This window comes from Staphylococcus sp. GDY8P94P (genome assembly GCF_017892255.1).
In the GTDB taxonomy this organism is placed as follows: domain Bacteria; phylum Bacillota; class Bacilli; order Staphylococcales; family Staphylococcaceae; genus Staphylococcus; species Staphylococcus cohnii.
In genome coordinates, this window is record NZ_JAESKU010000008.1 from 465,662 (window position 1) to 492,202 (window position 26,541).

The window sequence follows — 26,541 nt, forward strand, 5'->3', positions numbered from 1 at the left end:
TTGGAAAATGAAAAAACACTTCGTTTGATTCCAAATTATAGATTTACTGATGAATACGAACGTCAAGTATTATTAAATCTCTACGCCAAACTATATGTCTGGATATTTTGGGGAACATTAATTATTTCCGCACTAGATTGCTTTATCTCTTTGTATTTTCAACAAATCCCCTTTGTTAGCATCCTTGCATTGATTGGATTTATGGTAGCTTCAACCGTACTAACACGTGCACTTCACAATAAAAAAGTGGATTTATTTGATGTAGATTCTAAAGCTGAATACCAAAAATATATCAAAAAAGCACGTAACGGCAGTATCATATTTGCGCTTGTTATGTTTATAACGTTCAACATCAATAATTATCTTATTCCATTTGTCATGCACCAAGAACTTCCTGAAATCACAGCGTTAAGTGCCCAATTACCAATGACTACAATCATTGCAATAATTACAGGATTCATCATATATATGATAGCCAAATCCAAAATCATTCGTACATATAAAAAATGATGGCCTAATTTTAACAGTAGCAGTGTGAAAAACGCTGCTGCTGTTAAGTGTTTTGTCGTTTCAATGGCTCAGCTTACGTACCATTTCAAATAAAAAATGCAAATCTATTCTAAAGTAAAGCCCCTCAGTTGATAGCATTAAATAGCTATGCAACTTGAGAGACTCTCTTCAAAAATGAAAATGCATTTGTTTTTTATTATATGAAGTTATACTTTAATAAACATCTCTTTACATTTAATCAGATTAAGATACATGTTCGTGAATATTTATATTCGAATTGCAACTTTAGTTATTGTGGAAATGTGTAACTTAAATCCCAACCGATATCGTATTTATCAACCAACTTGGCATATTTCGCTCCCCAAAACATAGTGTCTAACTCCATTTGAACATCGCCTTCGTCTTTCAATTGTTCATACACTTCTTCGATTGCTGTTTCACTATCAAATTCCAAAACAATATAAACATTTCTATCTTGTAGCATTGTGTCATCGTCTTTGGGTATATCTGACAACATGAATAAGTTTCCATCAACTTCTAACTGCGCATGAATGACACGATTAGGATCATCTGCAACACTTTCATTCGCTTCGCCATACGTCATTGTAGCTTTAATTTCCCCGTTCAGCACCTTACTATAAAATGCCAAAGCCTCTTTACATTGACCGTTAAAAAACAAATACGGCACTGTCGATTTCAACATAATATCCCCTCTTTTTAAATATTATTCTCTAATATCAAACATACCCTTTAAACATAAATTTAGACAACTGAAGTTTTAACAATACATTTGAATTGCATACTTAATTATAATTTTCACTATTATAAAAACTTTTCAATATAAAATGCTGACTCTTCAATTGATTTGAACTCCGTATTAATAACTGTAGCATTTAATTTAGCAAATATTTCTTCGGCATACATCAACTCTTCTTTAATTCTATCGACACTATTATAATCTGTAGGTCCATGTAAACCTAAAACTTTCACACGTTCCGTACGAATATTTAAGATATAAGTAGGACTCGCTGTCAGACCAAATACTTTTAAATTTTTATTTCTAAAGACTTCATCTGGAATATCAACTTCTGGAACTAAAGGAATATTAGCTATTTTATAACCTTTATTCGCTAAATACATACTTAAAGGCGTCTTTGACGTACGAGAAACACCTAAAATTAAAGCGTCAGCTTCTCCTATATCCGTGAAATGTTTACCATCATCATATTTAACAGAATATTCCATTGCCTCAATTCTTTTAAAATAGTTGTCATCCAACTTGCGCAAAGCACCACTTTCTAAAATAGGTGAACAATTCGTATGTTCTTGAATAATGTTAATTAAATCAGACATATAGTCAACATACGGAATTTGTTGTTCTTGAGCATAAGCCAGCCCTTTTTTATTAAATTCTGGATTAACTAAAGTCGTTATAACAACTGCACCACGCGCTTTAGCCAATGAAAGTACATTGAGTAGTTCTTCTTGATTTTTAATAAAAGGAAATTTTTTAATTTCTATACGCGTGACATCTGGAAATTGTGTTAATGTCGCATGAATCATTCTCTGTGCTGTTTCACCTATAGAGTCAGATACAACGAATAGCGTTAGCTGGTTTTTTTCATTATCATTTAACACGCAATCTACCGCCTTCAACTTCACTTTGAGCAGTTGATAATAAGGCACCTGGCACTCTAAATGGAGAACATGATACATAATCCAAATCTAGTTGATTAAAGAATTGAATTGATTTGTGGTCACCGCCTAATTCTCCACATACGCCAATTTTTATCGTTGGATTTGCCGCTTTTGCTTGTTCTGTTGTTTGTTTAATTAATTGTCCAACGCCATCTATATCGAGTGTTTGGAATGGATCTATCGTTAATATGCCTTGTTCTGAATAGGCATTAATAAATTTACCAGCATCATCACGTGAGAAGCCAAACGTTAATTGTGTTAAATCATTTGTCCCAAAACTAAAGAAGTCACATTCTCGTGCTAAATCTCTAGCAATCAGACATGCTCTTGGCGTTTCAATCATTGTTCCAATCATGTAATGAACGCTTGCCCCCATTTCAGATTGTAAAGCTTCAATGCGTTCAACAACTTGCGACTTTAACGTTGTAAATTCTGAAACAGTAGATACAAGCGGAATCATAATCTCAGGTTGACAATGAATGCCCTGTTGTTTAAGTTTCAATGCACTTTCCATAATAGCTTCTGCTTGCATAATATAAAGTTCAGGGTAAGTAATCGCCAAGCGACATCCACGATGCCCTAGCATAGGATTAACTTCATTTAAACTTTCAATATAATGTTCTAACTCTGAAACAGTGACATTGAGTTGACTTGCTACACTATTTTTTTCTTCAGTTGATTTAGGTAAAAATTCATGTAAAGGCGGATCAAGCAAACGAATAATTGTTGGACGTTCTCCAGATAACTTCAAGATAGTTTCAAAATCTTCTTTTTGATATTCCTTAATTTTATTTAAAACATTAATTCTTTTATCCTGTGTATCAGACAAAATGAAACGTCTCATTTCAATTAAACGTTCAGGACCAAAAAACATATGCTCGGTACGAACTAAACCAATGCCCTTCGCACCAAATTGGTAACCTGCTTGAATATCTTGTGGTGTTTCGGCATTCATGCGTACATCTAATCTTGCTATTGCTTCTGACCATTGCATAAATTGTTCAAAAGCTTTACTTCTTTCAGCTTTAATCGTTTCAACTTCACCTAAATAAATATCACCTTTAGCACCATCAACTGAGATAATGTCTCCTTCATTTAATGTTCCATTAGGATATGTTACTTTTTTATCTATAACATTAATTTCAACGTCTGAACATCCAGTCACACAACATTTACCCATTCCTCTGGCAACAACTGCCGCATGAGAAGTCATACCGCCATGTGTTGTAACTATCGCTTCACTTGCGACCATACCTTCTATATCTTCAGGCGAAGTTTCAGGTCTCATCAATATCACTTTATCCCCCTGCTCTGCTTTCAATTTTGCAGTTTCCGCAGAAAATACGATTTCACCACTCGCAGCACCAGGGCTAGCAGGAAGTCCCATTTTCGAAACAGCTGTAGCTTTCTCAAGGGCATTATCATCAAAATTAGGATGCAATAATTGGTCAATTGATTTTACTTCAACATTCATAACTGCTTCATTTTTAGAAATTATACCTTCTTCCACTAAATCTACTGCAATATGAATCGCTGCATTAGCAGTTCTTTTACCACTTCGCGTTTGTAAAACATATAATTGCTCGTTTTCAATAGTAAATTCAATATCTTGCATATCTTTATAGTGTTTTTCTAATTGTTGGGAAACTTCTATAAATTGTTGATGGACTTGAGGCATTTGTGCTTTCAATGTACTGATATCTTTTGGCGTTCTAATGCCAGCAACAACATCTTCCCCTTGGGCATTTAACAAGTATTCACCAAATAATTTTGCTTCACCAGTCACTGGATTACGCGTAAATGCAACACCTGTACCACTTTGTGCACCACTATTACCAAAGACCATCTCTTGGATATTAACTGCTGTGCCAATATCGTGTGGTATTTCATTTAATTGGCGATATACACGTGCGCGATCATTATCCCATGATTTAAAAACTGCTTCAATTGCTTCTGTTAATTGCACAATCGGCTCTTGTGGGAATGGTTTATATACTTCTTCCAAATAAACACCTTTAAAATAATCACATATTTCTTCTAAACCTTCAGCTGGGATATCTGCATCATTTTGATAATGGTGTTGTTCTTTATATTGATTAAAATATGTATCAAATGACGTCATCGGTATGCCGTATACTACTTCGCCAAACATTTGTAACAGTCTACGGTAACAGTCGTATGCAAAACGTGCATCATTTGTCTTTTCTGCTAACGTTTTAACATTAATATCATTCAGCCCTAAATTTAAAATAGTATCCATCATTCCAGGCATGGAAATTTTTGCACCACTTCTTACAGACACTAATAAAAGTGATTCTTTAGAAGAAAATGATTTTTGTGTACGTTGAGAAAATGCTTCTAATTGCTCATGTAATTGCCCAACTAATTCATCTGAAAGATGAGCGCCTTGCTTTAAATACTCAATACACGCTTCAGTAGTAAGGGTGAAACCATCCGGTACAGGTAACCCTAAACGTTTCATTTCAGCTAAATTAGCCCCTTTACCTCCCAATAAATCTTTCATAGCTTTGTTACCTTCATCAAATGCATAAATATATTTCGTCATACAGATTCACCTCAAATTTTTAATATGTCATACTAATTATTATTGAGTATGTCATATTGCTTTATAAAAAACAACCAAATTTTTACGATTACTTTTATCGTTCACCTTCTTTAATCTGTTCAGTTAAATTAAATCCATATAAAAAAAGCCCTAAGCAATACGATTTCACGATATGCTTAGGACTTTTAATTTTTAATGTATGACATAATTAAAATAAAGATACATTTAGCTTTAATTATTAAAAATATTTTTAATTTTGTTCCAATCATTTTTGTTAAACTTTCTTATAAAACACTCCGATTGTTTTCGTTATTAACACCATATTGCAATCTGTAATTTGACAGCATCAGAGTACTTTTTAGGATTTAACCCTGTTTCTTTTTCACATTTTTCTAACCTATACAATAAAGTATTTCTATGGATGTACAATTTTTTAGAAGTTTGCGTTATATTTAAATCATTTTGAAAGAAAGCTTTTAGTGTATCTATACTCTGCTGATCCACATTACTTAATATCCTTTTTTTAAATCGTTCTCTTATATTTTTATCAATTTGATATAAAAGTGTTTTTTCTTCCACATCTTCAAATGAAGTCACGATCTTTCCATTTTCAGCTAACATAAACACCAACTCACACTCTTCATATGCATTTCTAAAGTCTTTTAATCTTTTAAACATAAGACTTGAAGCAATTTGGACTTTCAGCTCTAAATTTTGAAATATTTGGTATATATTATTAATTTTATTATCTAAAGCTTGCATCGAATGAGCAGTAGCAAGAATAACGATGCGGTTATAATTCGTAAATGCAATTGTAAATGAACTAGCATCTATCCTGCTCGTTAATGAACGAACAATACTATTTCTAGAAAATATCTGTTTTTCGATATCGATAATGATACATTTTCTATAAGTTAATAAATCAATATTAAGTTGTTTCATTAAATATTGAATAAAGGATTTTGATGATTCACTTTTTAATAACTCCTCTATAAATAACTCTTGACTTCGTATTTGTCCCTCCAATTCGTACGTAAAATAATTTTGATAAAGTAACAATTCTGTAGACATTTTAACTAAGTCTGCTACATGTGTTATTTGATTAGGATTGCCTGTAATACCAATAACACCAACGATATTATCTTGGAAAATAATGGGTAAGTTAATACCTGCCTGCGTACCTTTAAAATGTAAACTATCTTTCTGGTTGATTACCACTGTTTTTTCTTGTTTCAACACTTCTATAGCACCTTCATGAAGCGTACCGATACGACTTTTATCGAAGGATGCAATAATTACTCCATTAAAATTCATAATATTAATATTAGTTTTGGTTCTTTTAGCTGTTTCTTTAACGATTAGCGTTGCCATTTCTTCAGTCAATATATCCATTCATCTCACCACTTGTTATTTATATACAAATTCAAATCATTATTTTTGTATAGTTTAACCCTTTTTTCAATATAATAAAATCGTTAAACTTAAAACAATACATTTTAGAAAGCACTTTCTTAAAAGGAGAAATTCACAATGGAAATCATATTAGCACCTGATTCATTTAAGGGAAGTATGAAGGCAAGCGAAGTAACAAAGTATATGAAAGATAGCATACTGGAAATTTTCCCTGAATCTACCATTCATGATTTACCAATCGGTGATGGTGGTGAGGGCACAATGGAAGCATTAGTAAATGCAACAAATGGGACGTTTACTACGGTCAGTGTAACCGGACCTCTTGGAGACAAAGTAACAGCTCAATACGGGGTTTTAGATAATCATACTTGTGTCATAGAAATGGCAGAAGCTTCAGGATTAAAGCATTTGGCCCAAGATGCATTAAATCCTTTATCTACAACAACATATGGTACAGGTGAATTAATTTTACACGCTTTGAGTCAAGGATATAAAAATTTCATACTGGCGATTGGTGGTTCAGCTACAAATGATGCTGGCGCTGGCATGTTACAAGCTTTAGGGGCAGAGTTAAAAGATAATCAAAATCATTCAATAAATTTTGGGGGTGGCGAACTACAAAGTTTAGCTCAAATTGACTTATCAAATTTTGATCCTCGAATAAATCATTGCAATTTTATTATAGCAACTGATGTTCAAAATCCATTAGTAGGACCTAATGGTGCATCATTTATTTTTGGAAAACAAAAAGGTGCATCTGCACAAAATATGCAACAACTTGATGATAATCTCACGCATTGGGCTAATCTAGTTGAACATACCACAGGCGTTAGACTACACGATTTACCTGGTGCTGGTGCAGCAGGTGGTTTAGGAGGTGCATTCAAAGCGTTTTTCCCAAGTTACTTTAAAGAAGGTATTCAGGTAGTTATGGAATATATACAATTCGAAAAATACTTAAAACAAGCAGACTTAATTCTTACTGGAGAAGGAAAAATTGATAAACAATCTTTTTATGGAAAAGCACCAATCGGCATTGCACAATGTGCCAAAAAATATGATATTCCAGTTATTTTTATAGGAGGATCAGTAGAAGTTGATGCAAAAGACCTAAAAGACAGTGGTATTCTCAGCGCTTTTAGTTTAAGTAACGGACCTATGTCATTAGAAGAAACATTTTCAAAATCGGAAAAATTGATAAAACAAACAACCAAGAATATTGTAAAAACATTTTTCCATAACCAATAACATATTAAGGGGATGTTAGTTATGAGAATTAAAGATACAATAGAAAAAATTCCTGGAGGATTGATGGTAGTCCCATTACTTTTAGGCGCTACTATAAACACCGTTGATCAATTACATTTAAGCCCTATAATGAATCTACTTAAGTCACTCGGTGCACCCAAAACTGAACAAGGCCATTACGAAATGCTTCAAATCGGGGGATTTTCACAAGAACTATTCAAAGATAGTGCACTTGTCTTAATTGCACTTTTTATCTTTTGTGTAGGAAGTCAAATGAATTTAAAAATTGGAGGTAAAGCCTTAAAAAAAGGTATGCTATTAACAACAACAAAATATTTTTCTGGGTTAGCGGTAGGACTCTTATTAGGATCAATATTTGATCCTTGGAGTGGATTATTCGGTTTGTCTACAATAGCTGTAATTGCAGCAATGACAAATAGCAATAGTGGTATGTATGCTGCTCTAACCAGTACTTATGGGAATCGTTCAGATGTAGGTGGTCTGTCCATACTTGCTATTAATGATGGACCATTGTTAACTTTGATTTCATTGGGATTTATTGGTACAACCTTTCCAATCATTTCATTTATTTCTGTGCTTTTACCTTTAAGTATAGGTATGATATTAGGAAATCTTGACCCTAAAATATCAGAATTTTTACGTCCTGGTGAAACCATACTCATCCCCTTTTTCGCCTTTTCTTTAGGTGCTGGTATGAATTTAGCTGAATTCTTTAATTTTTCCGTATTATCAGGAGGCTTAACGTTAGCACTATTGACCTTTATTTGTACCGCATTTACTGGTATCATTGCTTTTAAAATATTTAAAGAAAAGAGTGTAATTGCACCAATTTCTGAATCATCTACAGCAGGTAACGCAGTATCTACACCTGCTGCAGTAGTTGCTGCTGCTTCTACAGCGCTCGCAAATGGTAATCTGAGTCAAAGTGAGTTTGCTATGATTGAGAAAGTAGCACCTATCGCGACAGCACAAATTTCAATTTCAGCTATTACTACAGCAATATTGTGTCCAATAGCAGTCATATTGGTCGATAGGTATCAAAAAAGTAAAGGAATATATGGAACAAAGGAATATGTTGCTCACTCGGCCAAAACACATTCTAATGCGCAAATAAACACGCGCTTTTATGAAAGCGCTTCATATAAGGAGGAAGATCGACCTTGAATACAGAGATATTATATGGAAAGTCAAACCTTAATATAGAATTACCTGAAAATAGCGTCTTAATAGAGCCAAAACCTATACCTGCACTCGATAATGATATACAAGCCATACGCGATGCATTAAAGAATCCTATCGATTCGGAACCGCTTGAAGATTTAGTACAATCCAATCAAACAGTTTCAATCGTTATTAGTGATATCACTCGCCCTACGCCGAATCATATACTTGTACCACTTATTGTAGAGTCCCTTGCACATGTACCTTTAGAAAATATTGTCATCATCAACGGCACTGGTACACATCGAGATCAAACCGAAGATGAATTGATACAAATGTTAGGTGAAGATATCGTAAACAACATTAGAATTGTACATAATCATTGTAATGATAAACAAACTTTAAAAAAAGTTGGTCATAGTAAATACGGATGTGATGTTTACTTAAACAAAGATTATGTAAATTCTGATTTCAAAATTGTAACTGGCTTTATAGAACCGCATTTCTTTGCTGGATTTTCAGGAGGACCAAAAGGAATTATGCCTGGTATTGCAGGTATAGAAACGATCATGACATTTCACAATGCTAAAATGATCGGTGATATTCGTTCTACTTGGGGGAATATGACAGATAATCCAGTGCAAGATATGACTCGAGAAATTAATGGCATGTGCAAACCTGACTTCATGCTCAATGTAACATTGAACAAAGAAAAAGAAATTACAGAAGTCTTTGCTGGAGAACTGTATAAAGCACATGATTTGGGATGTGCTTATGCTAAAAAACACGCTATGTTCAAATGTGACCATCGTTTTGATGTCGTTATCGCATCTAATTCTGGTTATCCACTTGATCAAAATTTATATCAAACAGTCAAGGGAATGAGTGCTGCTCATAAAGTGGTTAAAGAAGGAGGCAGTATTATCATGTTATCTGAATGCAGCGATGGTTTCCCAAATCATGGTAATTATGCAGAAATACTGAAGATGGCAGACAGCCCAGAAGCACTTGTCAAAATGATTAATGACCCAAACTTCGCCATGCTAGACCAGTGGCAAGTACAAAAACAGGCTGTGATTCAGACTTTTGCAGATGTGTATTTATATTCCAAATTAACTGATCAACAAGCAAAAGATGCTATGTTACATCCTGTTTCAAATATTGAAGCAACATTAAAATCTTTAGAACAACAATATGGAAAAGACATGAGTATTGGAGTTATGCCACTAGGTCCCCTTACTATACCGTATGTAGAATCATAATTTTCAATGCGTTCAAAAATATTAAAGGAGGAATTTTAAATGATGACTAAATTACAAGATAAAGAAGTTAAACTTGAAATGATTTTAAAAGAAATGGAAACAGTCGTTATTGCTTTTTCAGGCGGTGTTGATAGTAGCTTAGTCCTAAAAAAAGCAATTGATGTATTAGGTATCAATAATGTAAAAGCAGTGATAGTTAAATCAGAATTATTTAGAAACGAAGAATTTAATCAAGCGATTCAACTCGGTAACACGTTAAATGCAGATATTGTAGAGACTGAAATAGAAGAACTAAAAGAACCACACATTATTGAAAACACTCCCGACAGTTGGTATTACAGCAAACGTTTATTATACGCAAAACTAGAAGATCTAAGAAAAACATTTGGATTCAATTATGTGTTAGACGGCATGATTATGGACGATATTTCAGATTTCAGACCTGGTCTTAAAGCGAGATCTGAATACGGTGTGAGAAGCGTTTTACAAGAGGTTGAACTTTATAAAGAAGAAGTGCGAGAACTTAGTAAAACAAATGACTTACCTGTTTGGAATAAGCCAGCACTCTGTAGCTTAGCTTCTCGTATTCCATATGGTGAACCACTTAGTTTCAACAAAGTTAATAAAGTTAATGAAGCGGAAAAATTCATTTTAAATTTAGATATTAATAACGTTAGAGTACGTTATCATGACAACATTGCGCGTATCGAAGTTGATGAAATGGATATTGTTCCAATCATTCAACATAGAAACCAAATTTCACTACGCCTTAAAGAACTGGGTTTTGACTATGTCACAATTGACTTAGAAGGCTATCGTACAGGTAGTATGAATGAGGTCATACAATCTTAATTTGAACGCTATAATATAAAGGGGGTTTAACTATGACAGATAAATATGATTCCATTGAATCATTATTGCAAGCTGTAAAAACAGATCAACTATCAATATCTGAGGCTAAAGTAGAATTAAATCAATACGATGAATTAGGTTTTGCAAAAATTGACCTGCATCGTAGAAAGCGACAAGGATTTCCAGAAGTAATATTTGGCGAAGGTAAAACTGAACAACAATTAGTGAAAATCATCCACTCATTAATATTACACGAAGAAACAATATTAATTACTCGTGTCAATAATGAAAAAGCCAATTTTATTTGTGAAACATATCCTCAATTGGTATATCATGCAACAGCACAAATCGTTTGTACATCATTAGAGCATATTACCAAAACACAACGTCAAGCTGCTATCATTTGCGCTGGCACATCTGACCTTCCTGTAGCGGAAGAGGCTGCTATAACAGCAGAAGTAATGGGGATATCCGTAAAAAGATTTTACGATGTTGGGGTCTCTGGTATCCACCGACTTTTCGCTCATATTGATGATATTCGCAACTGCAATGTATCTGTAGTAATAGCTGGCATGGAAGGTGCGTTAGCAAGCGTAGTTGCTGGCTTAGTTGACCACCCTGTCTATGCCGTACCGACTAGTATTGGTTATGGTGCGAATCTAAATGGTGTCACAACATTGTTATCAATGATTAATTCATGTGCACCTGGTTCTAGTGTACTTAATATTGATAATGGCTTCGGTGGTGGTTATAATGCTGCTATGATTGTCAATATGTTGGAACAACATTCAGGGATGGAGTGAATGATATGACAAATACAATATATTTAGATTGTCACGCTGGTATTGCAGGTGATATGCTGCTATCTTCTCTAGTAGATTTAGGTGCAAATATAGGTTACATTGAATCTCATTTACAAAAGTTGCCACTTAATGATTTTAAGTTGCACTTTTCTAATCAAAACAAGCAAGGTATTCAAGCTAAGCATCTAAACATTGATTTTAGTGAAACGACACATCATAGAACAGCTGCTGATATTACAAATATGATACAGGATAGCGATTTACCTGAAAGAGTTAAAGTACGAAGCCAAAAAGTCTTTGATACGATTGCACATGCAGAAGCTAAAATTCATGGGATGTCCGTCGAAGAAGTGCACTTTCATGAAGTAGGCGCTATGGATTCCATTATCGATATTATCGGTGGCTGCCTTGCTTTAGAAAATTTGAAAATTGATGAATTACACGCTTCTCCAATTCCAACAGGTGGAGGTAAAGTAAATATCGCTCATGGATTGTACCCTGTTCCTGCACCTGCAACGGCAGAAATTTTAAAAGGTATACCACTCGCTTCTTTTGATATTAATAGCGAATTAACGACACCAACCGGAGCAGCTTTCATTAAAGCATTAACATCTAAAATTGGCCCTTTACCTTCTGTCACAATAGAGCAGATTGGTTATGGATGTGGCACCAAAGACTTTGATTTTCCAAACATATTAAGAGCAATTCAATTCAAATCTAAAGATAATACACCCACGCAAGTCCAAGTAATAGAGAGTCAGATTGATGATATGTCTGCTGAAATGCTAAGTTACTTTCTTGAACAAGTTTTAGAAGATGGGGCATTAGATGCATACTTCACACCTATCACTATGAAAAAAAGTAGGCCAGCCACTCAAATTACAGTCATTTGTAAGATAGAAAATGCACAATTTTTCGAAGACTATGTTTTAAAAAATACATCGACATTAGGTATTAGAAGTTACACGGTTAATCGTAAAGTGCTCCATAGACAATTCGAAACAATTCATACAAATTATGGAGCGATTTTAGTAAAAACAGCAATGTTAAACGGTAAAGTAATTAAGGCAAAACCAGAATTTGAAGATGTGCGAAACGCCACAATTCAAGCCAACAAACCATTCTTACATGTATATAATCATATTAATCAAGAGATTCAAAAACATATACAGATTGATTGAACTCCTTAAAAAGTTTTGACACATAATTCCTAATATAATAAGCCTATAACTGAGATGCTGTAAAATCAGTTATAGGCTTATTTTATATATGATTAATTATTTTTTGTGTTTTCTGGCTTTTGAGCATCCGGATTGGTATATTTTGACGGATTGTAATCGGCACCTTTCGTATAGTCAGCAGAAGCATCCCATAATAAAAATTCATTTATATCATGATCTTTTAACGCTTGTACTTGTGCAGTTACTTCCGCTTTGTCATAGGATTTATACTGCCCTTCTCCTAAATAAGAGGCTGTAAAATCTTGAAGCCATGGGCGAGATTTAACCTTTTTAGGGTCGATACCTTGCAGTGCTTCTTTTTCTTTATCAAGATAACGATCCGCTGTTTTATAAGGTTCTGTATCTGGAGCTTCTAACCCAAAATCACCCGGACTCCAATGTGAAGGATAAATCATCGATGAAATGACATCTACATTCTTCGCGATTTTAGGGAAACTTTGCCCAATACCTGGTGTTTCTTTAACAGTAGCTGCGTAACCAAAAACATCAGCAGATGTTTGAACATCGTATGATTTCAAATCTTTACGTGCAGTTTTTAAAAAATTAGTAATCGTATCTACACGTTGCTCAACATGATTCAAATCACTATTTTTATATTTTCCACTTGAATATTGTAGTGATTTATCCTTATTTTCAAATCCTTCAGGAAATCGAACATAGTCGAATTGTACTTCTTTAAATCCTGCTTTAGCCGCTTCTTTTGCGACTGCAATATTATAATTCCATACTTTATCATTAAAAGGATTTGAAAAACTATCTCCACCTTCATTTTCCCAAACATTACCGTCAGACGTTTTAAATGACCAATCCGGTTTTTTTTGAGATAATCTAGAATCTTTAAATGTAACAATACGTGCAATTGGATAAATATTGTTTTTTTCCATCGCTTTCATGATTTTTTTCACATCAACACGATTCACTGTATTACTGCTAATTAATTTATTATCACTTTTAAAGTCCATCGTTATATTTCCTTCATCATCTTTAACATCAATTACCATGGCATTTAATTCTGTTTCATTAATAAATTGAATGAGCTCTTCAAAGTTTTTACCATTTGCTGAATTAGGTGTGACATAGATACCTTTCACACCGTCTTTTGGATAGTCAATATCACTATATGTATGCTTATTCGATTTGTTTGAGCTTTCTTTTCCTCCATTTGTTTCTTTTTCATTGTTAGTACCACTGTTACAAGCTGACATCATTAAAGCGGCCACAAGTAGCATCACTATAAATTTCCAAACCCTCATTAAATTATCTCCCTTCCCCTTAATCATTTCAATGACAAAAACAATTCAATGACAAATAAGTATTACACTATACATATTATAGTATTTTAATATTTTAAACAATATAAATTCAAGACTTTTATTTACAAAAAAAGACAGAAATAGTTATCAACTGACGTATTGACAACTTATTTCTGTCTTTTAGCTGTTATTTTTAATATTATGAAATCAACTGTATCCAAATTTTATTTAATTGAAGGTCCTATGCTTAAATTTGCACTCGTTAATGCTTGCTCTAACACATCTAGTACATGAATACTGTGTTCTAATTGTCTTGTTGCAAATATAGTATTTTGTTCCCGAATTACTTTTTCTATTTTCACAAATTCTTCATACATTCGATGCTTGTGTGCATTTACTTGATAATACTGTGTACCACCAGTATGATATTTTAATTCGAATGCATTCAACTCGTTTGTAGGACCTTTAAGATTAATTGTAGCTTTGTCTCCTTGAATATAAGATTGATTATCAGAACTAGAGTCTTTAGCCCCGATACAAACCACTTTCATATCTTCATATTCTAATTGTAAGATACCAGAAGTATCGATATTTTTTTCAATATTTGCAAAGTATGTCACTTTATTAGGTTTACCAAATAAGCCTACTGCTAAATGGATATTGTAAACATTTATATCCATTAATGCGCCTCCGCCCTTACTCGGGTCAAATGCTGGTTGAATAATGTCATTTTTAAAATCATCAAATCTTGAAGAATACTGAGAATAGTTGAACTGAGCAATTTTGCAATTCCCAATTTCTGGTATGCTTTGCTTTAATACGTCGTAATTACTTAAATACAAATTTGTAATAGCTTCAATTATAATCACATTTTGTTTCTCGGCTAAATCTTTTAGTGTGATGAGCTCTTCTGCAGTTAATGTAAATGGTTTTTCACAAATCACATGCTTCTTTTGCGCTATTGCTTTACGTGCGTATTCAAAGTGAAGATGATTTGGAACAGCCAAATAAACAGTATCTATCTTTTCATCTTCTATAAACGCTTGATAATCTTCATAGACTTGTTTAATATCAAATTGCTTTTGCAATTGAGCTACATTCTCAGGATTACGTCCAGTAGTCACTATACTTTGTATATGAATTTCAGGTACCTCTGACATCACTGGCAATGCTTCTTTTACAATTTTTCCGGCTCCAACTACACCTATATTCATAAGTTTCCCCTTTTTTATCATAAAAATTTATTGTCTATATTGAATTAAATGCAACTTTTTCGAATCAAAAATCAAATCATCCATTACGATCATAAAGGCTGTCATATTTATCTGTTCAGCCTTATAATGCATAATACGTCACAGTTTGTTTGTTCACCTTATCATCTGTATATAATTATATTTGAATGTTTCAGGACAATTTTAAATGTTGAGTTAATATTACTTTATTATGTGGTTTTGCGCTATTTCCCAAGAAATAACTACTTGTCTACAAATCATTTACCACTACATTGATCTTAGCAAATGTTCACTCGTGCTATTAACTTAAAATTAATTCAACGAGTTCTTCTGCTGACGTTTTACCGAAATAGTAAGGAATATCAATTTCACTTAAAGCATCAAGCAAATCTGCTTTAACAACTCGAACACCAATCAGTTGCTGTTCAACTTCATTAATCTCACCTTGTCCGAAAAAATCACCATAAATACGACATGCAACAATACGACCTTGTTCAACGGCTAGTGTAATATCAATGGTGCCTGCAGCTAATTTCGCATCTCTGTTATATTCATAACGTGGAGAACGTCCATAGTTCCATTCCCAATTCTTGTATTTTTTTGCCACCATTTCATCTATTGCATGCCAGTCTGCTTCACTTAGTTCGTAACGTTTAACGTCATTGATACCGTCTAAGCCCAATAATTGTTTAATCATTAAGTCTTTAAACTCATGTATAGTAATATTTTGATATTTAATTGCTAAATTGTCACGAATACTTCCAACTCTCGACCTAACAGATTTAATTCCTTTAGATTCAATTTTTTTACGGTTCGGTTTCAACACTTTAATCATTGCTTCGTAATCAACATCTAATAAGAGTGAGTAACCACCATAGATACGTCCATTGATCAAAGTCATTGCAGCACCAGAAATTTTCTTTCCATTAATCTCTAAATCATTACGCCCACTTTGAACGACTTCAGTAGCACCTAAATTATGTAACGCCTGAATTGCTGGCTCATAAAACTTTTGAAAATCACCATATATCGAATTATCATTTTGTAAAAGACAGCACATATTTACAGCACCACGATCTACATAAACTGCGCCACCTCCAGTTTCACGACGCATCACTTGTATACCGTGTTCATCTATATATTCTTGATTAATCTCTACTGCTGTATTTTGAAAACGACCTATTTCTACTTTTGGATCGCAATAATAAGGTAATAAAATATCATCATCTAAAAAAATATTTTGACTTACATAGACTTGCATTGCAGTATTAACTGCACCGTCTGTTATATATTCACTATTTCGAATCGGTTCAATTAAATACATAGTTTTCTCCTACTTTGCTAATTTATTATTTGCTTCTAAAACTAATGTCGAAATATCATCCGTTAAATGTATTGTTCGTTCACGTATATTTTGAGGTATCCTATATGCTTTTTTATTTAATGTCATAAATAATGCATCAGGATTCTGTTTTGTCATACGTTGAAAAGGATGTTTCACAAACTGAGGTGTAGTATAACCAATACCAATTTCTAAATATAGGACTTTCCCTTCTTTATGATTTTCAAGAAACTGATTGTAACGAGATAATTGTGCCTCAAAATCTGCATCTTCTACCATACCGACTTGTGCTTTTCGCTTATTAATTTCCATAGGTGCATCACATTTGGGACAATGTGGTACAAGTTCGCGCGGCACTTCCATATTTGATTGCGCTTGGATCATTTGACGGATTGCCTCATCGTCTCTATAGGTTTGTGGATGACAATGTTGACTACACTGCCATAGAATATATTCACCTTGGATATGAAATACTTTGTCCAAATCATAACCAGCAACTGCAAACGCATTATCTGCATTAGTGGTAATAATATGATGCGCTTTGTTTTTTAGTATTTCTTTCAGCGCAACATAGGATGCACCTACTGGCTGATCTAAATAATTCAATGCAACAAATCTACTTTGAAATGCCCAGTATTCTTGCCAACTTTCAAATGTATGCAGACTTGCCTGCAACATATCAAAAAAGCCATATTTTTCTATAAAATCAGGAAAATTTTGGGTAAATCTTTTTCCTATATACTTAAACCCATCTGATGCAGACATACCTGCTCCTATGCCTACAACTACTGCATCTGCTTCATCTATAGCTTGTGCTAATACATCAGATTGACTACTTTGTTTTGTTGACATAACACGCCATGTTGTTTCAGTCATAACGTTTTAGCTCCTCCTTATATAATTGTGCATCTGTATCAGTGAACACGTTAAAAATAATCTTCGTATCATCTATATGATGCTCTTTTTTATAATCCAATACAGTGTTAATGGCTATCTTTGCAGCTTCTGCTTGCGGGAAGCCAAACACACCTGTAGAAATACAGCAAAACGCTATACTTTTTAGCGAATGTTGTTTTGCAATTTCTAAACAACTTCGATATGCGCGTGCCAACAAATCTTTATTCATATCAGATACAGGTAATTTGCGAACTTGTGGCCCTACTGTATGAATTACATATTGGGCTGGCAAATTATATGCTGATGTTATTTTAGCTTTTCCTATACCTTCTTTTTTCCCTTGTGCTTCCATAATTTCATGACATGCCAAACGTAACTGTACCCCAGCTTTAGTATGAATGATGTTATCAATACAATTATGATTAGCTTCAAAACAACCTAATAATTGACTGTTTGCTGCATTCACTATCCCATCTACTTTGAGTTGAGTGATATCTCCTTGCCATAAAAATACATCATCACCAATCATTGGCGACAATGTATCAATATGAGTAACATGTTGACGATTCATCGTTTGTAAAAATGCATCTTGTACATCTAAATAAGTGTCAGCAATAGGTCGAGGTAATCTTACATTGGCGAGCCCTCTATACATTTCCCAACGTGATGTTTCATTTTCCGGTAAATTTAAAGTTGTTTCACCATGTGCTTCACGCCATAAATATTCAATTAAATAAGATAAGCGCTCTTGTTGTTGCATATATTATGCCTCTGGTAGTGCGTTAAATGCTGCTTCATCAACATTTTCTAATTTAACTAACCAATTCTCTTCTGGTTTTTCTGAATTCAAAATTGTTGGTTCATCTTCTGCTTTTGTATTTCGTTCTACAATCGTACCAGCTAAAGGAGATTGAACATCTAACACTGTCTTAGAAGCCTCAATACTTACTATTTCGTCATCTACTTTCACTTCATCGTTACCTATAAATTCTACGTAACCAACTGTACCTATATCGTCTTGTAACTCTGGCGTCATACTATAAACATATTGTGCGCCTACTTTTTCTACCCATAAATAATTCGCTAATTTTTTCATAATAAATACTTCCCTTCATAAATAATTTATAAATATATTTCTGCAAGCAATTCAATAGCTCGACAACGTGCTTCAATACTCGGTATCAAAGGCACCACCATGACTTCATCTGCATTAAAATCTTGTATCATGCGATCTATTTGTGGCTTCGCACTTTCTTTGGTGCCCACAATGATGCGTGCACGACTTTGAGCTATTTGTCGCTCATCTTTCTCTGTACAATGATAAGATTGTGCTGTTTCAGGCGAGGGCATACGTTCAAATTCAGCAAACTGTTCCTTACCTAATAACCATATATCTAGACTTTGGCCCAAAGTTTCTGCTTCTTCTACTGTATCAGCTAATGCAATAAAGACAGTAATCATCACAGATGGCACCATATTTAATGACGATGGTTGAAATGCGTCTCTATACATTTTCACACTATCTTTTGCTTTAGCTATTGCTTTAGCATTAGGTAATAGAAAAGTACCTAATGTATAACCCATACCTTGTGCCCCCGCCTTTTTAGCCGATGCTACACTGGTGCTTAGCAACCACATGCTGGGTATGAATTTCGTACTTGGCTGTGCTACAACGCGATGATGTCGCTGCTGCGTCTGTTGCTCTGTTAAATAATGTCTCACATCTTCAATAGACTGCCCGTAGTCTAAAAAGTGTGATTTTGTTTCATTCATCGCCGATTTCACTTGAGCAGTACCTGCATTATTGCCAATACCTAAATCGACACGTCCAGGATGAAGTGCTTCTAACATACGGAAGTTTTCAGCAACTTTATATGGGCTGTAATGAGGTAACATCACCCCACCTGACCCCAGAGAAATGTTTTTTGTTTTATTTAAAATTTGCATCATTAATAATTCAGGACTACTACATGCAAATGCTGGTACATTATGATGTTCTGTTAACCAAAAACGTTTATAGCCGAGTTTGTCAGCTAACTGTGCTAATCGAACAGTATCTTGTAAAGCTTCTTCGGCAGATTTGCCTTCGTCAATCACAGCATAATCTAACACATTAAATTGAACCACGTGAATTACCACCTCCACCAATCATACATTATACAATACGCTTTGTTAACGATTGTTCTTAAAGCAAGAAGTATATTTGAGTATCTTATGACTTTCAGTTAAGATAAATGCAATGTAACATCACTATACACTTTACTTAATACAACATGCGTCCACTTTAAATTGTCTACACCTTATAGGATAACGGATATAGAGAATTTTTGTTAGATTTTGCTTAAAAATTTTCTACTTTTTAATCGTTTTGACCCTTTTAAATTTAAGTGTTACTTTAAAATTATTAATAACAACGAAGATAGAGGTTATAATTATGAATAAGAATTACAATGCATTATTAAAGCCACTAACATTGCCAAATGGTATTGTCTTAAACAACCGTTTTGTTTTATCTCCAATGACGACTAATTCTTCTACACAAGACGGACATATCACAGAAGCAGATATTAACTATGCACGACGTCGTGCACATTCAGCACCGCTTCAAGTTACTGGTGCCGCTTATATAGAACCTTATGGACAATTATTTGAATATGGTTTTAGCATTACTGATGATAGTTGTATTCCTGGCTTAACAACTTTAGCTAATGCTATGAAACAAGATGGCAACAAAGCAATACTACAACTTACGCATGCTGGTCGTTTTTCAAATCAAGCTATTTTAAAGTTTGGTCAAGTATATGGTCCAAGTGCGATGACCTTAAATTCTCCAATTAAGCATGAAGTTTTATCTATGACTACAGACAAAATCAAATCCGTTATACAGCAATATGCAGATGCGACATCACGTGCAATTAAAGCGGGATTTGATGGTGTTGAAATTTCAGCTGCACAACGGTTATTAATCCAAACTTTTTTCTCGACTTTCTCTAATTTAAGGACCGATGAATATGGTAGCCAAAATTTAGAGAATAGATCACGCTTTGAATTAGAAATATTAAAAGCTGTTCAAAATGTTATTGATCGAGAAGCACCTTCACAGTTTATTTTAGGTTATCGTGCCACACCCGAAGAAACACGTGGTAGTGATGTAGGTTACACTGTTGATGAGTTTAACCGTCACTTAGACTGGGTGTTAGAAACTACCGACATTCAATATTTAGCGATTGCAAGTTGGGGACGTCAAATCTATCAAAATAAAGTACGTTCTGAAGGAAAATATAACGGAGAATATGTCAATGCGGTCGTTTATAAATATCTCAACGGACGCATTCCACTCATTGCCAGCGGAGGTATTAATTCTCCTGATAGTGCTTTGGATGCCTTACAAAATGCGGATATGGTGGGCATGTCATCACCATTCGTCACTGAACCAGACTTCGTTACTAAATTAAAAGAACAAAGACCAAATGACATTGATTTACATGTAACTCTGGAAGATATAGATGAATTAGCTATCCCTTATGCTGCTTTTAAAGATATTGTAAAAATGATGGATTATGGTGAAGGACTAAAGAAAGAAACTCGAGATGAATTGCGTAAACTTGAAACAAATTATGATGAAGTAAACTATAAAGAAGTAGATCATAAAAATGGGACATAAGACATCCACGATATAAAAATTATGATTCTAAAAGCACACACGATGAAAATCATCATACATGTATTCAACAAATTCAATATTTAATAACGAGTTACAAAATGTACTAAGATGCGCTTTGATACTTGTTTTAATCATGTTTTGTTAAACATTTTTAAATAAGCAGCCTCGAAAATTAACGTTCTAATTTTCGAGGCTGCTTTTTAATACTATTTTCACAAAGTGTATTGGCAAATGTTTAATATAAGCCTTTTAATTCATTGCTTGTGTCAATAAATATATTTTTAACTTGTTGATAATTACCCAATGCTGCTTTATACGTTTCACGACCAATACCTGATTTTTTATAACCACCAAATGGTGCGCCTTCAGGCACTTGGTTATACGTATTTATCCAGATTCTGCCTGTTCTAACTGCTTTAGCAATATTCAATGCGCGAGTAATATCTTGTGAGAATACCCCACCTGCTAAACCATAGTCAGAATCATTAGCAATTTTAATCGCTTCTTGATCGTCTTTCACTTTAATTACTGTTAAAACAGGACCAAAGATTTCTTCTTGCGCTAATTTATTTTGGTTATCACTAACTGCAATCAGCGTTGGTTCTATAAAGTATCCTTTATCTAATCCATTTTCAACAATACGCTTTCCTCCAGTTAACACCTCAGCATTTGATTGTTCAGCATAATCGATATAAGACAATATTTTATTCATCTGTTCATCACTCGTTTGGCTGCCCATTTGAGTATCTTCATCTAATGGATCACCAACCTTAATATTTGAAAATGCCTCTTTTAATCTAGAAATTAACGTGTCGTATATACCTTCTTGAACCAATAAACGTGAGCCTGCACTACATACTTCACCTTGATTAAATAATATACCGAGTTGGATACCTTCAACAGCTAAATCTAAATTTGCATCATCCAAAATAATATTGGCACTTTTACCACCAAGTTCTAATGTGGCAGGGACAATACGTTTTGCACCTGCATCGGCAACTTGATAGCCGACATCTGTTGAACCTGTAAATGATAATTTATCTACACCTTCATGATTAAAAATAGCATTGCCTGATTCTGAGCCTTTACCAGTTACGATATTAACCACACCTTTTGGCAATACTTCTTGAAAAATCTTTCCTGCTTCTAATAAACTTAAAGGCGTTGAGGAAGATGGCTGAATAACAATTGTATTCCCTGCAGCAATGGCTGGTGCAATTTTCCATGCTGCTAAGAGCATTGGGAAATTCCAAGCTACTACAGCGCCTACAACACCAATAGGTTCATGACGTACGATACTCATAGTATCTTTATCAATATCATTAACCGAACCTTCATGTGTTTCAATAACACTTGCAAAATAGTTAAAATGTCTTGCAGCGTATGGTATATCAATCGTTGAAGTTTCACGAATCGGTTTACCATTATTCAAGGTTTCCACTATTGCAAGTTTATCTTTATTTGCCATCAATTTTTCACTGATTTTTCTTAATAAATTCGCACGCTCTGTTTTAGAAGTTAAACTCCATGATTCAAAAGCGCTTTGGGCTGATGATACAGCTTTGTCGATATCCGTTTCGTCAGCTTTGGAAATATTTGATAGTATCTCTCCTGTAGCTGGATTAACAACTTCTAATGTTTCTCCACTATTACTTTTTACAAATTCACCATCAATTAACAATCCATAATTCTCATCAACATAATCTTTTATATTTACTGTCATGACAATCTCTCCTTTGTTTTGGTGTTATTGATAATAACTTTATTTAAGCCTATAGTTAACCTAACTTCACAATTCAATTGTAAACAAATATGTGCTGTTTTTAAAAAATTTCCAATTATCACCCGTTTTGTTGTGCAAAAGCTTTGCCTATCGCATCTAATTTTTCTGGTGCATCATGTACATCCATATGCACTTCAACAAAATGCATCATGTTAGGAGTTTGATTGATTTCATTTAATGCTGTTGCTAACGCATTACTTGTTGTAACATCATGTATCTTAACTTCCGTATCTTTCATACCAAACACGAACGGTAACTGCTTGTAGTCCCACATTTTGATATCGTTGTATGGTGCGCTTTCACCATGAATTTTACGTTCTACTGTATAACCATCGTTATTTATTACAAAAATAACTGGTTTTAAATCCTCACGTATGATTGTTGATAATGCTTGAACAGTTAACTGTAGTGAACCATCACCAATCAACAGCACATTTCTACGTTGTTTGTCTGCAATTTGTGTTCCTAACGTCGCAGGTAAAGTATAACCGATTGAACCCCATAATGGTTGTCCTATAAATGTATTATTTTTGGAGAAAAGTAAGTCATAAGCACCAAAGAATGATGTTCCTTGTTCAGCAAGTATAACGTCCTTGGGTTGAATAAATTGTTGCATTAATTTGAAATATGTTGACTGTTTTAATGGCTCATCACTTAATTCAACCGTTTCGTTGGTTACTTGATAACGCGGATAGCTTACGTCAGCCGTATAATCAATTTCTAATAAACTATCTAGTAAATCTGCAAGTCTTACTTCTTCATCGCGTAATTCATCAACTTTGAAATGATGATGATTAATCATGATTACATTTTCTAAATTGAATTTATAAGAAAATCCAGCCGTAGCAGAATCCGTAAGTTTTGCACCGATATTCAAAATTACATCACTATGATCTACATAATCTTTAATTTCTTCATCTGCGATTTTTCCATCATAAATACCCATATAATATTGATTTCCTTCATTGAAAGCCCCTTTACCTAAGGACAATTGAGCAACTGGTATATGCGTTTGGTTAACAAATTGTTCTAGTTTGTCATGCAGCCCAAAACTATTGATTTCATGACCAGTAATAATTAAAGGCTGTTTCGCATTTTTCAATTTGTTTTCTATTATGTCTATATAACTGTCAACATCTTGTTTGACTGGCGCCGTATATTGATACGGTGTTTGTACTTCAATATTTACAGCAGCTACATCGATAGGTAAGTGTATATGCACGGGACGTTTTTCATTAATTGCTGCATTGATTAATCTTGGAATTTCAGTTTGTGCATTTTCTGGAGTAATATATCCTTGTGCTGTTGTGATAGGTTTATACATTTTACGATAATCATCAAATGTGCCTTCACCTAATGAATGGTGAACATATTTACCAGCACGTTCAACTTCACGAGTTGGTGCTCCTGTGATTGCTATGACTGGTACACGTTCCGCATATGCACCTGCTATACCGTTAACCGCACTTAGCTCTCCCACACCAAATGTTGTTACCATTGCACTAATGCCTTTGATTCTGGCATAACCGTCTGCTGCATAACTAGCGTTAAGTTCATTTGTGTTACCAATCCATTCCATATCATCTCGATTGATAATATCATCTAAAAATGTAAGATTAAAATCACCAGGCACGCCAAATACTTTATCAACACCAACTGAGCGAATTGCATCCATCAAATATTGTCCTACTCTTTTTTGCATACATCATTTCTCCTTTAATGTGTTTCATTTTCATTACACATTAAATATAACTTGTTAAATAAATTAGGTCAAGTTTGTTGACTTATTTACGCCTCCAAACAAAATAAAGAGACTTGCTTTCTAAAATCTAGAAAACAAACCTCTGATATAAATAATTGTATTCAGCAGATGTAACTTCGCTACACTATTGACAAAAATACTTAAAAAATTATTCTCGGTCACCTTTCAAATATTTTACTGATTGAAACCCTTCTCTATACGAAGCAAATTCTTCCATAATTGCATACCAATCATTGCCTACTTTTTCTTGAATTTCTTTAAACATATCATTTTGCGCTTTATTTAATTTACGAACTAAGTTCCGGCCTTTTTCTGTTGGATACAATGTTTTAATACGCTTGTCCTCTGGCGCTTGTTTTTCTACAATGAATGCCTCATCTCTTAGTTTTTTTAAAGTTGCATGGCTACCTTGTTTTGAAATTTCTAGATTTTTCAATAAATCTTTAATCGAGATACCAGGGACTTTTTCAATAAAAAATAAAAATCTATGGTGTTGGCGATTCAAACCATAATCTTTAATGATTTCATCCGCTGTAGTAATAAATGTTTTATATGCAAAGTAAAATAGCAAATTTTCATAGTCATTATTTTTTATTTCCATAAGTCACAATCCTTTTTAAATATGTCTTAAAATTTTGGGTGGTAAATTTATTTCAACGCTTTAATAAAACGTTCAACGCCGTCTTTAGCAGTTTGGGGTGCACAAGCCACATTCATTCTTAAAAAACCTCTGCCTTCTTCACCATACTTTGTCCCAGGTTCAAGCGCGACTTTACCTTTTTCTAGTAATTTTGTCATTATTTCTTCTTCAGTCAAGCCAGTTTCTCTATAATCAATCCATAACAAATAGGTTGCTTGAGGCTTTTTAATCTTTATTTGTGGTATAGCTTTGGTAATTTCTGAAATAACATAATCCATATTTGAAGAAACAATATTTATGAGCTCATTAAGCCAATCTTCTCCATGGTTGTAAGCAGATTCTAGTGCAGCTGCTCCAAATGGACTAATGCGGTTAATACCTAAACCATGTGCCGTAAAATTAGCCTCTAATGCTTGTCTAACATCTTTATCAGGCGAAATAATCAGAGCAGCATGAATACCTGCTAGATTAAATGTTTTTGTAGGTGCAGTGCATGTAATGATTTTTTGTGCTTCTTTATCAGACGCTAATTTATCAAGAGGAATATGTTGATAACCTGGAAATACCAAATCGGCGTGGATTTCATCTGATAATATTAACACGTCATATTTAACACAAAGTTCAATCACTTTTTTAAAAGTGTCTTCAGACCAAACAATCCCACCTGGATTATGTGGGTTGCATAAGATAAACATTTTTACGCCTTGCTTCAACTTTTCTTCAAAGTCTTCAAAGTTAATTGAGTAATTTCTATCATCTTCTATCAAAGCACACGTAATTAATTGTCGATTCATACCTGAAGGTAAATTGGAAAAAGGTGGGTAAACTGGAGGCGTGATTAAAACACTGTCTTTTGGAGCCGTAAATGTCTCAATAATTGACGCTATCGCAGGAACTACGCCAGAATGCGTAAGAATCCAATCTTTCCCAATATGCCACTCATGACGTTTGTTAAACCAAGATTGAATTGCATTTTTACAGTGTTCATCTAAATAAGAATAGCCAAACACACCGTGATCGACACTATTTTTTAATGCATCAATCACTGGTTGAGGTGCCTTAAAATCCATATCTGCAATCCACATTGGCAGTATGTCTGAAGCATCATCAATATGATACACATCCTCCATCGTATCCCATTTAACTGATCTCGTCTGCTTTCTATTAACAACTTCATTAAAATTATAAGTCAT

Annotated in this window: 23 protein-coding genes; 8 read left to right on the forward strand and 15 right to left on the reverse strand. The window is 33.9% G+C overall.

Going from position 1 to position 26,541, the window contains the following annotated elements; genetic code table 11:
* The gene (locus KA926_RS06595; RefSeq protein WP_210143901.1) at positions 1–510 is read left to right on the forward strand and encodes a DUF3278 domain-containing protein; all 510 of its coding nucleotides are present in this window, start codon (positions 1–3) and stop codon (positions 508–510) included.
* 289 nt (positions 511–799) lie between these two features.
* Here the strand turns inward: KA926_RS06595 and KA926_RS06600 are convergent, their stop codons facing one another.
* The 4 genes from KA926_RS06600 to KA926_RS06615 form a co-directional block, all read right to left on the reverse strand.
* Positions 800–1,213 (reverse strand): VOC family protein, encoded by a 414-nt coding sequence (locus KA926_RS06600; protein ID WP_210143903.1) that lies wholly within the window; start codon positions 1,211–1,213, stop codon positions 800–802.
* A 119-nt stretch (positions 1,214–1,332) separates the two neighbouring features.
* A complete protein-coding gene (locus KA926_RS06605) occupies positions 1,333–2,148 on the reverse strand; it encodes a pyruvate, water dikinase regulatory protein (RefSeq protein WP_107523425.1) in 816 nt (271 codons plus the stop codon).
* Positions 2,138–4,774: a pyruvate, phosphate dikinase gene (ppdK, locus tag KA926_RS06610; RefSeq protein ID WP_210143905.1), complete on the reverse strand. Its 2,637-nt coding sequence runs from the start codon at positions 4,772–4,774 to the stop codon at positions 2,138–2,140. Before ppdK ends, KA926_RS06605 begins: the two co-directional genes overlap by 11 nt.
* Positions 4,775–5,086: 312 nt before the next feature.
* The gene (locus tag KA926_RS06615) at positions 5,087–6,166 is read right to left on the reverse strand and encodes a CdaR family transcriptional regulator (protein ID WP_210143907.1); all 1,080 of its coding nucleotides are present in this window, start codon (positions 6,164–6,166) and stop codon (positions 5,087–5,089) included.
* Positions 6,167–6,304: 138 nt separating this feature from the next.
* Between KA926_RS06615 and KA926_RS06620 the strand changes: the two genes are divergently transcribed.
* The 6 genes from KA926_RS06620 to larC are packed head-to-tail and all read left to right on the forward strand — an operon-like array spanning position 6,305 to position 12,715.
* Positions 6,305–7,435 carry a glycerate kinase gene (locus KA926_RS06620; protein WP_210143909.1) on the forward strand — a complete coding sequence of 377 codons (1,131 nt, stop codon included), beginning with the start codon at positions 6,305–6,307 and terminating at the stop codon, positions 7,433–7,435.
* Between the two features lie 21 nt (positions 7,436–7,456).
* A complete protein-coding gene (locus KA926_RS06625; protein WP_210143910.1) occupies positions 7,457–8,620 on the forward strand; it encodes a 2-keto-3-deoxygluconate permease in 1,164 nt (387 codons plus the stop codon).
* Positions 8,617–9,879 carry a nickel-dependent lactate racemase gene (gene larA / locus KA926_RS06630; RefSeq protein WP_210143912.1) on the forward strand — a complete coding sequence of 421 codons (1,263 nt, stop codon included), beginning with the start codon at positions 8,617–8,619 and terminating at the stop codon, positions 9,877–9,879. Before KA926_RS06625 ends, larA begins: the two co-directional genes overlap by 4 nt.
* A gap of 42 nt (positions 9,880–9,921) precedes the next feature.
* Positions 9,922–10,731, forward strand: a complete 810-nt coding sequence (gene larE, locus KA926_RS06635) for an ATP-dependent sacrificial sulfur transferase LarE (protein ID WP_210144077.1) — start codon at positions 9,922–9,924, stop codon at positions 10,729–10,731.
* Positions 10,732–10,763: 32 nt separating this feature from the next.
* Complete coding sequence (larB, locus tag KA926_RS06640; RefSeq protein ID WP_040030314.1) at positions 10,764–11,534, forward strand: nickel pincer cofactor biosynthesis protein LarB; 771 nt, start codon at positions 10,764–10,766, stop codon at positions 11,532–11,534.
* Positions 11,535–11,539: 5 nt separating this feature from the next.
* Positions 11,540–12,715 (forward strand): nickel pincer cofactor biosynthesis protein LarC, encoded by a 1,176-nt coding sequence (gene larC / locus KA926_RS06645; protein WP_210143914.1) that lies wholly within the window; start codon positions 11,540–11,542, stop codon positions 12,713–12,715.
* Positions 12,716–12,807: 92 nt separating this feature from the next.
* On the opposite strand, the gene KA926_RS06650 is transcribed toward larC, so the two are convergent.
* From KA926_RS06650 to KA926_RS06680, 7 genes are all read right to left on the reverse strand, one after another.
* The gene (locus KA926_RS06650; protein ID WP_210143916.1) at positions 12,808–14,028 is read right to left on the reverse strand and encodes a putative glycoside hydrolase; all 1,221 of its coding nucleotides are present in this window, start codon (positions 14,026–14,028) and stop codon (positions 12,808–12,810) included.
* A gap of 224 nt (positions 14,029–14,252) precedes the next feature.
* A complete protein-coding gene (locus tag KA926_RS06655; RefSeq protein WP_210143917.1) occupies positions 14,253–15,242 on the reverse strand; it encodes a Gfo/Idh/MocA family protein in 990 nt (329 codons plus the stop codon).
* 319 nt (positions 15,243–15,561) lie between these two features.
* A complete protein-coding gene (gene lplA / locus KA926_RS06660) occupies positions 15,562–16,584 on the reverse strand; it encodes a lipoate--protein ligase (protein WP_210143919.1) in 1,023 nt (340 codons plus the stop codon).
* 9 nt (positions 16,585–16,593) lie between these two features.
* The gene (locus KA926_RS06665) at positions 16,594–17,478 is read right to left on the reverse strand and encodes an SIR2 family NAD-dependent protein deacylase (RefSeq protein WP_210143921.1); all 885 of its coding nucleotides are present in this window, start codon (positions 17,476–17,478) and stop codon (positions 16,594–16,596) included.
* The gene (locus KA926_RS06670) at positions 17,471–18,259 is read right to left on the reverse strand and encodes a protein-ADP-ribose hydrolase (protein ID WP_210143923.1); all 789 of its coding nucleotides are present in this window, start codon (positions 18,257–18,259) and stop codon (positions 17,471–17,473) included. The genes KA926_RS06665 and KA926_RS06670 overlap by 8 nt, the downstream gene beginning before the upstream one ends.
* Before the next feature lie 3 nt (positions 18,260–18,262).
* Positions 18,263–18,595 carry a glycine cleavage system H family protein gene (locus KA926_RS06675; protein WP_019469141.1) on the reverse strand — a complete coding sequence of 111 codons (333 nt, stop codon included), beginning with the start codon at positions 18,593–18,595 and terminating at the stop codon, positions 18,263–18,265.
* Between the two features lie 26 nt (positions 18,596–18,621).
* A complete protein-coding gene (locus KA926_RS06680; RefSeq protein ID WP_210143925.1) occupies positions 18,622–19,626 on the reverse strand; it encodes an LLM class flavin-dependent oxidoreductase in 1,005 nt (334 codons plus the stop codon).
* A 307-nt stretch (positions 19,627–19,933) separates the two neighbouring features.
* Between KA926_RS06680 and KA926_RS06685 the strand changes: the two genes are divergently transcribed.
* Positions 19,934–21,163, forward strand: coding sequence for an NADH-dependent flavin oxidoreductase (locus tag KA926_RS06685; RefSeq protein ID WP_210143927.1), 1,230 nt, complete (start codon positions 19,934–19,936; stop codon positions 21,161–21,163).
* A 235-nt stretch (positions 21,164–21,398) separates the two neighbouring features.
* Here KA926_RS06685 and KA926_RS06690 read toward each other — a convergent pair whose 3' ends face one another.
* The 4 genes from KA926_RS06690 to KA926_RS06705 form a co-directional block, all read right to left on the reverse strand.
* The gene (locus KA926_RS06690; RefSeq protein WP_210143929.1) at positions 21,399–22,886 is read right to left on the reverse strand and encodes an aldehyde dehydrogenase family protein; all 1,488 of its coding nucleotides are present in this window, start codon (positions 22,884–22,886) and stop codon (positions 21,399–21,401) included.
* Between the two features lie 118 nt (positions 22,887–23,004).
* Positions 23,005–24,648 (reverse strand): alpha-keto acid decarboxylase family protein, encoded by a 1,644-nt coding sequence (locus KA926_RS06695; protein WP_210143931.1) that lies wholly within the window; start codon positions 24,646–24,648, stop codon positions 23,005–23,007.
* Between the two features lie 208 nt (positions 24,649–24,856).
* Entirely contained in the window at positions 24,857–25,309 is a 453-nt protein-coding gene (locus KA926_RS06700) for a MarR family winged helix-turn-helix transcriptional regulator (RefSeq protein WP_210143933.1), read from the reverse strand.
* A gap of 47 nt (positions 25,310–25,356) precedes the next feature.
* A complete protein-coding gene (locus KA926_RS06705; protein WP_210143935.1) occupies positions 25,357–26,541 on the reverse strand; it encodes a MalY/PatB family protein in 1,185 nt (394 codons plus the stop codon).

What these genes read in the sequence shown, in the direction of transcription:
- KA926_RS06615 (WP_210143907.1), bottom strand. Translation starts at nt 6,166, where the DNA reads ATGGATATATTGACTGAAGAAATGGCAACGCTAATCGTTAAAGAAACA.
- lplA (WP_210143919.1), bottom strand. Translation starts at nt 16,584, where the DNA reads ATGTATTTAATTGAACCGATTCGAAATAGTGAATATATAACAGACGGT.
- KA926_RS06695 (WP_210143931.1), bottom strand. Translation starts at nt 24,648, where the DNA reads ATGCAAAAAAGAGTAGGACAATATTTGATGGATGCAATTCGCTCAGTT.
- KA926_RS06600 (WP_210143903.1), bottom strand. Translation starts at nt 1,213, where the DNA reads ATGTTGAAATCGACAGTGCCGTATTTGTTTTTTAACGGTCAATGTAAA.
- KA926_RS06665 (WP_210143921.1), bottom strand. Translation starts at nt 17,478, where the DNA reads ATGACTGAAACAACATGGCGTGTTATGTCAACAAAACAAAGTAGTCAA.
- KA926_RS06675 (WP_019469141.1), bottom strand. Translation starts at nt 18,595, where the DNA reads ATGAAAAAATTAGCGAATTATTTATGGGTAGAAAAAGTAGGCGCACAA.
- KA926_RS06700 (WP_210143933.1), bottom strand. Translation starts at nt 25,309, where the DNA reads ATGGAAATAAAAAATAATGACTATGAAAATTTGCTATTTTACTTTGCA.
- larE (WP_210144077.1), top strand. Translation starts at nt 9,922, where the DNA reads ATGACTAAATTACAAGATAAAGAAGTTAAACTTGAAATGATTTTAAAA.
- larB (WP_040030314.1), top strand. Translation starts at nt 10,764, where the DNA reads ATGACAGATAAATATGATTCCATTGAATCATTATTGCAAGCTGTAAAA.
- KA926_RS06650 (WP_210143916.1), bottom strand. Translation starts at nt 14,028, where the DNA reads ATGAGGGTTTGGAAATTTATAGTGATGCTACTTGTGGCCGCTTTAATG.
- KA926_RS06690 (WP_210143929.1), bottom strand. Translation starts at nt 22,886, where the DNA reads ATGACAGTAAATATAAAAGATTATGTTGATGAGAATTATGGATTGTTA.
- KA926_RS06705 (WP_210143935.1), bottom strand. Translation starts at nt 26,541, where the DNA reads ATGACTTATAATTTTAATGAAGTTGTTAATAGAAAGCAGACGAGATCA.
- KA926_RS06655 (WP_210143917.1), bottom strand. Translation starts at nt 15,242, where the DNA reads ATGAATATAGGTGTAGTTGGAGCCGGAAAAATTGTAAAAGAAGCATTG.
- KA926_RS06625 (WP_210143910.1), top strand. Translation starts at nt 7,457, where the DNA reads ATGAGAATTAAAGATACAATAGAAAAAATTCCTGGAGGATTGATGGTA.
- KA926_RS06685 (WP_210143927.1), top strand. Translation starts at nt 19,934, where the DNA reads ATGAATAAGAATTACAATGCATTATTAAAGCCACTAACATTGCCAAAT.
- KA926_RS06620 (WP_210143909.1), top strand. Translation starts at nt 6,305, where the DNA reads ATGGAAATCATATTAGCACCTGATTCATTTAAGGGAAGTATGAAGGCA.
- larC (WP_210143914.1), top strand. Translation starts at nt 11,540, where the DNA reads ATGACAAATACAATATATTTAGATTGTCACGCTGGTATTGCAGGTGAT.
- KA926_RS06670 (WP_210143923.1), bottom strand. Translation starts at nt 18,259, where the DNA reads ATGCAACAACAAGAGCGCTTATCTTATTTAATTGAATATTTATGGCGT.
- ppdK (WP_210143905.1), bottom strand. Translation starts at nt 4,774, where the DNA reads ATGACGAAATATATTTATGCATTTGATGAAGGTAACAAAGCTATGAAA.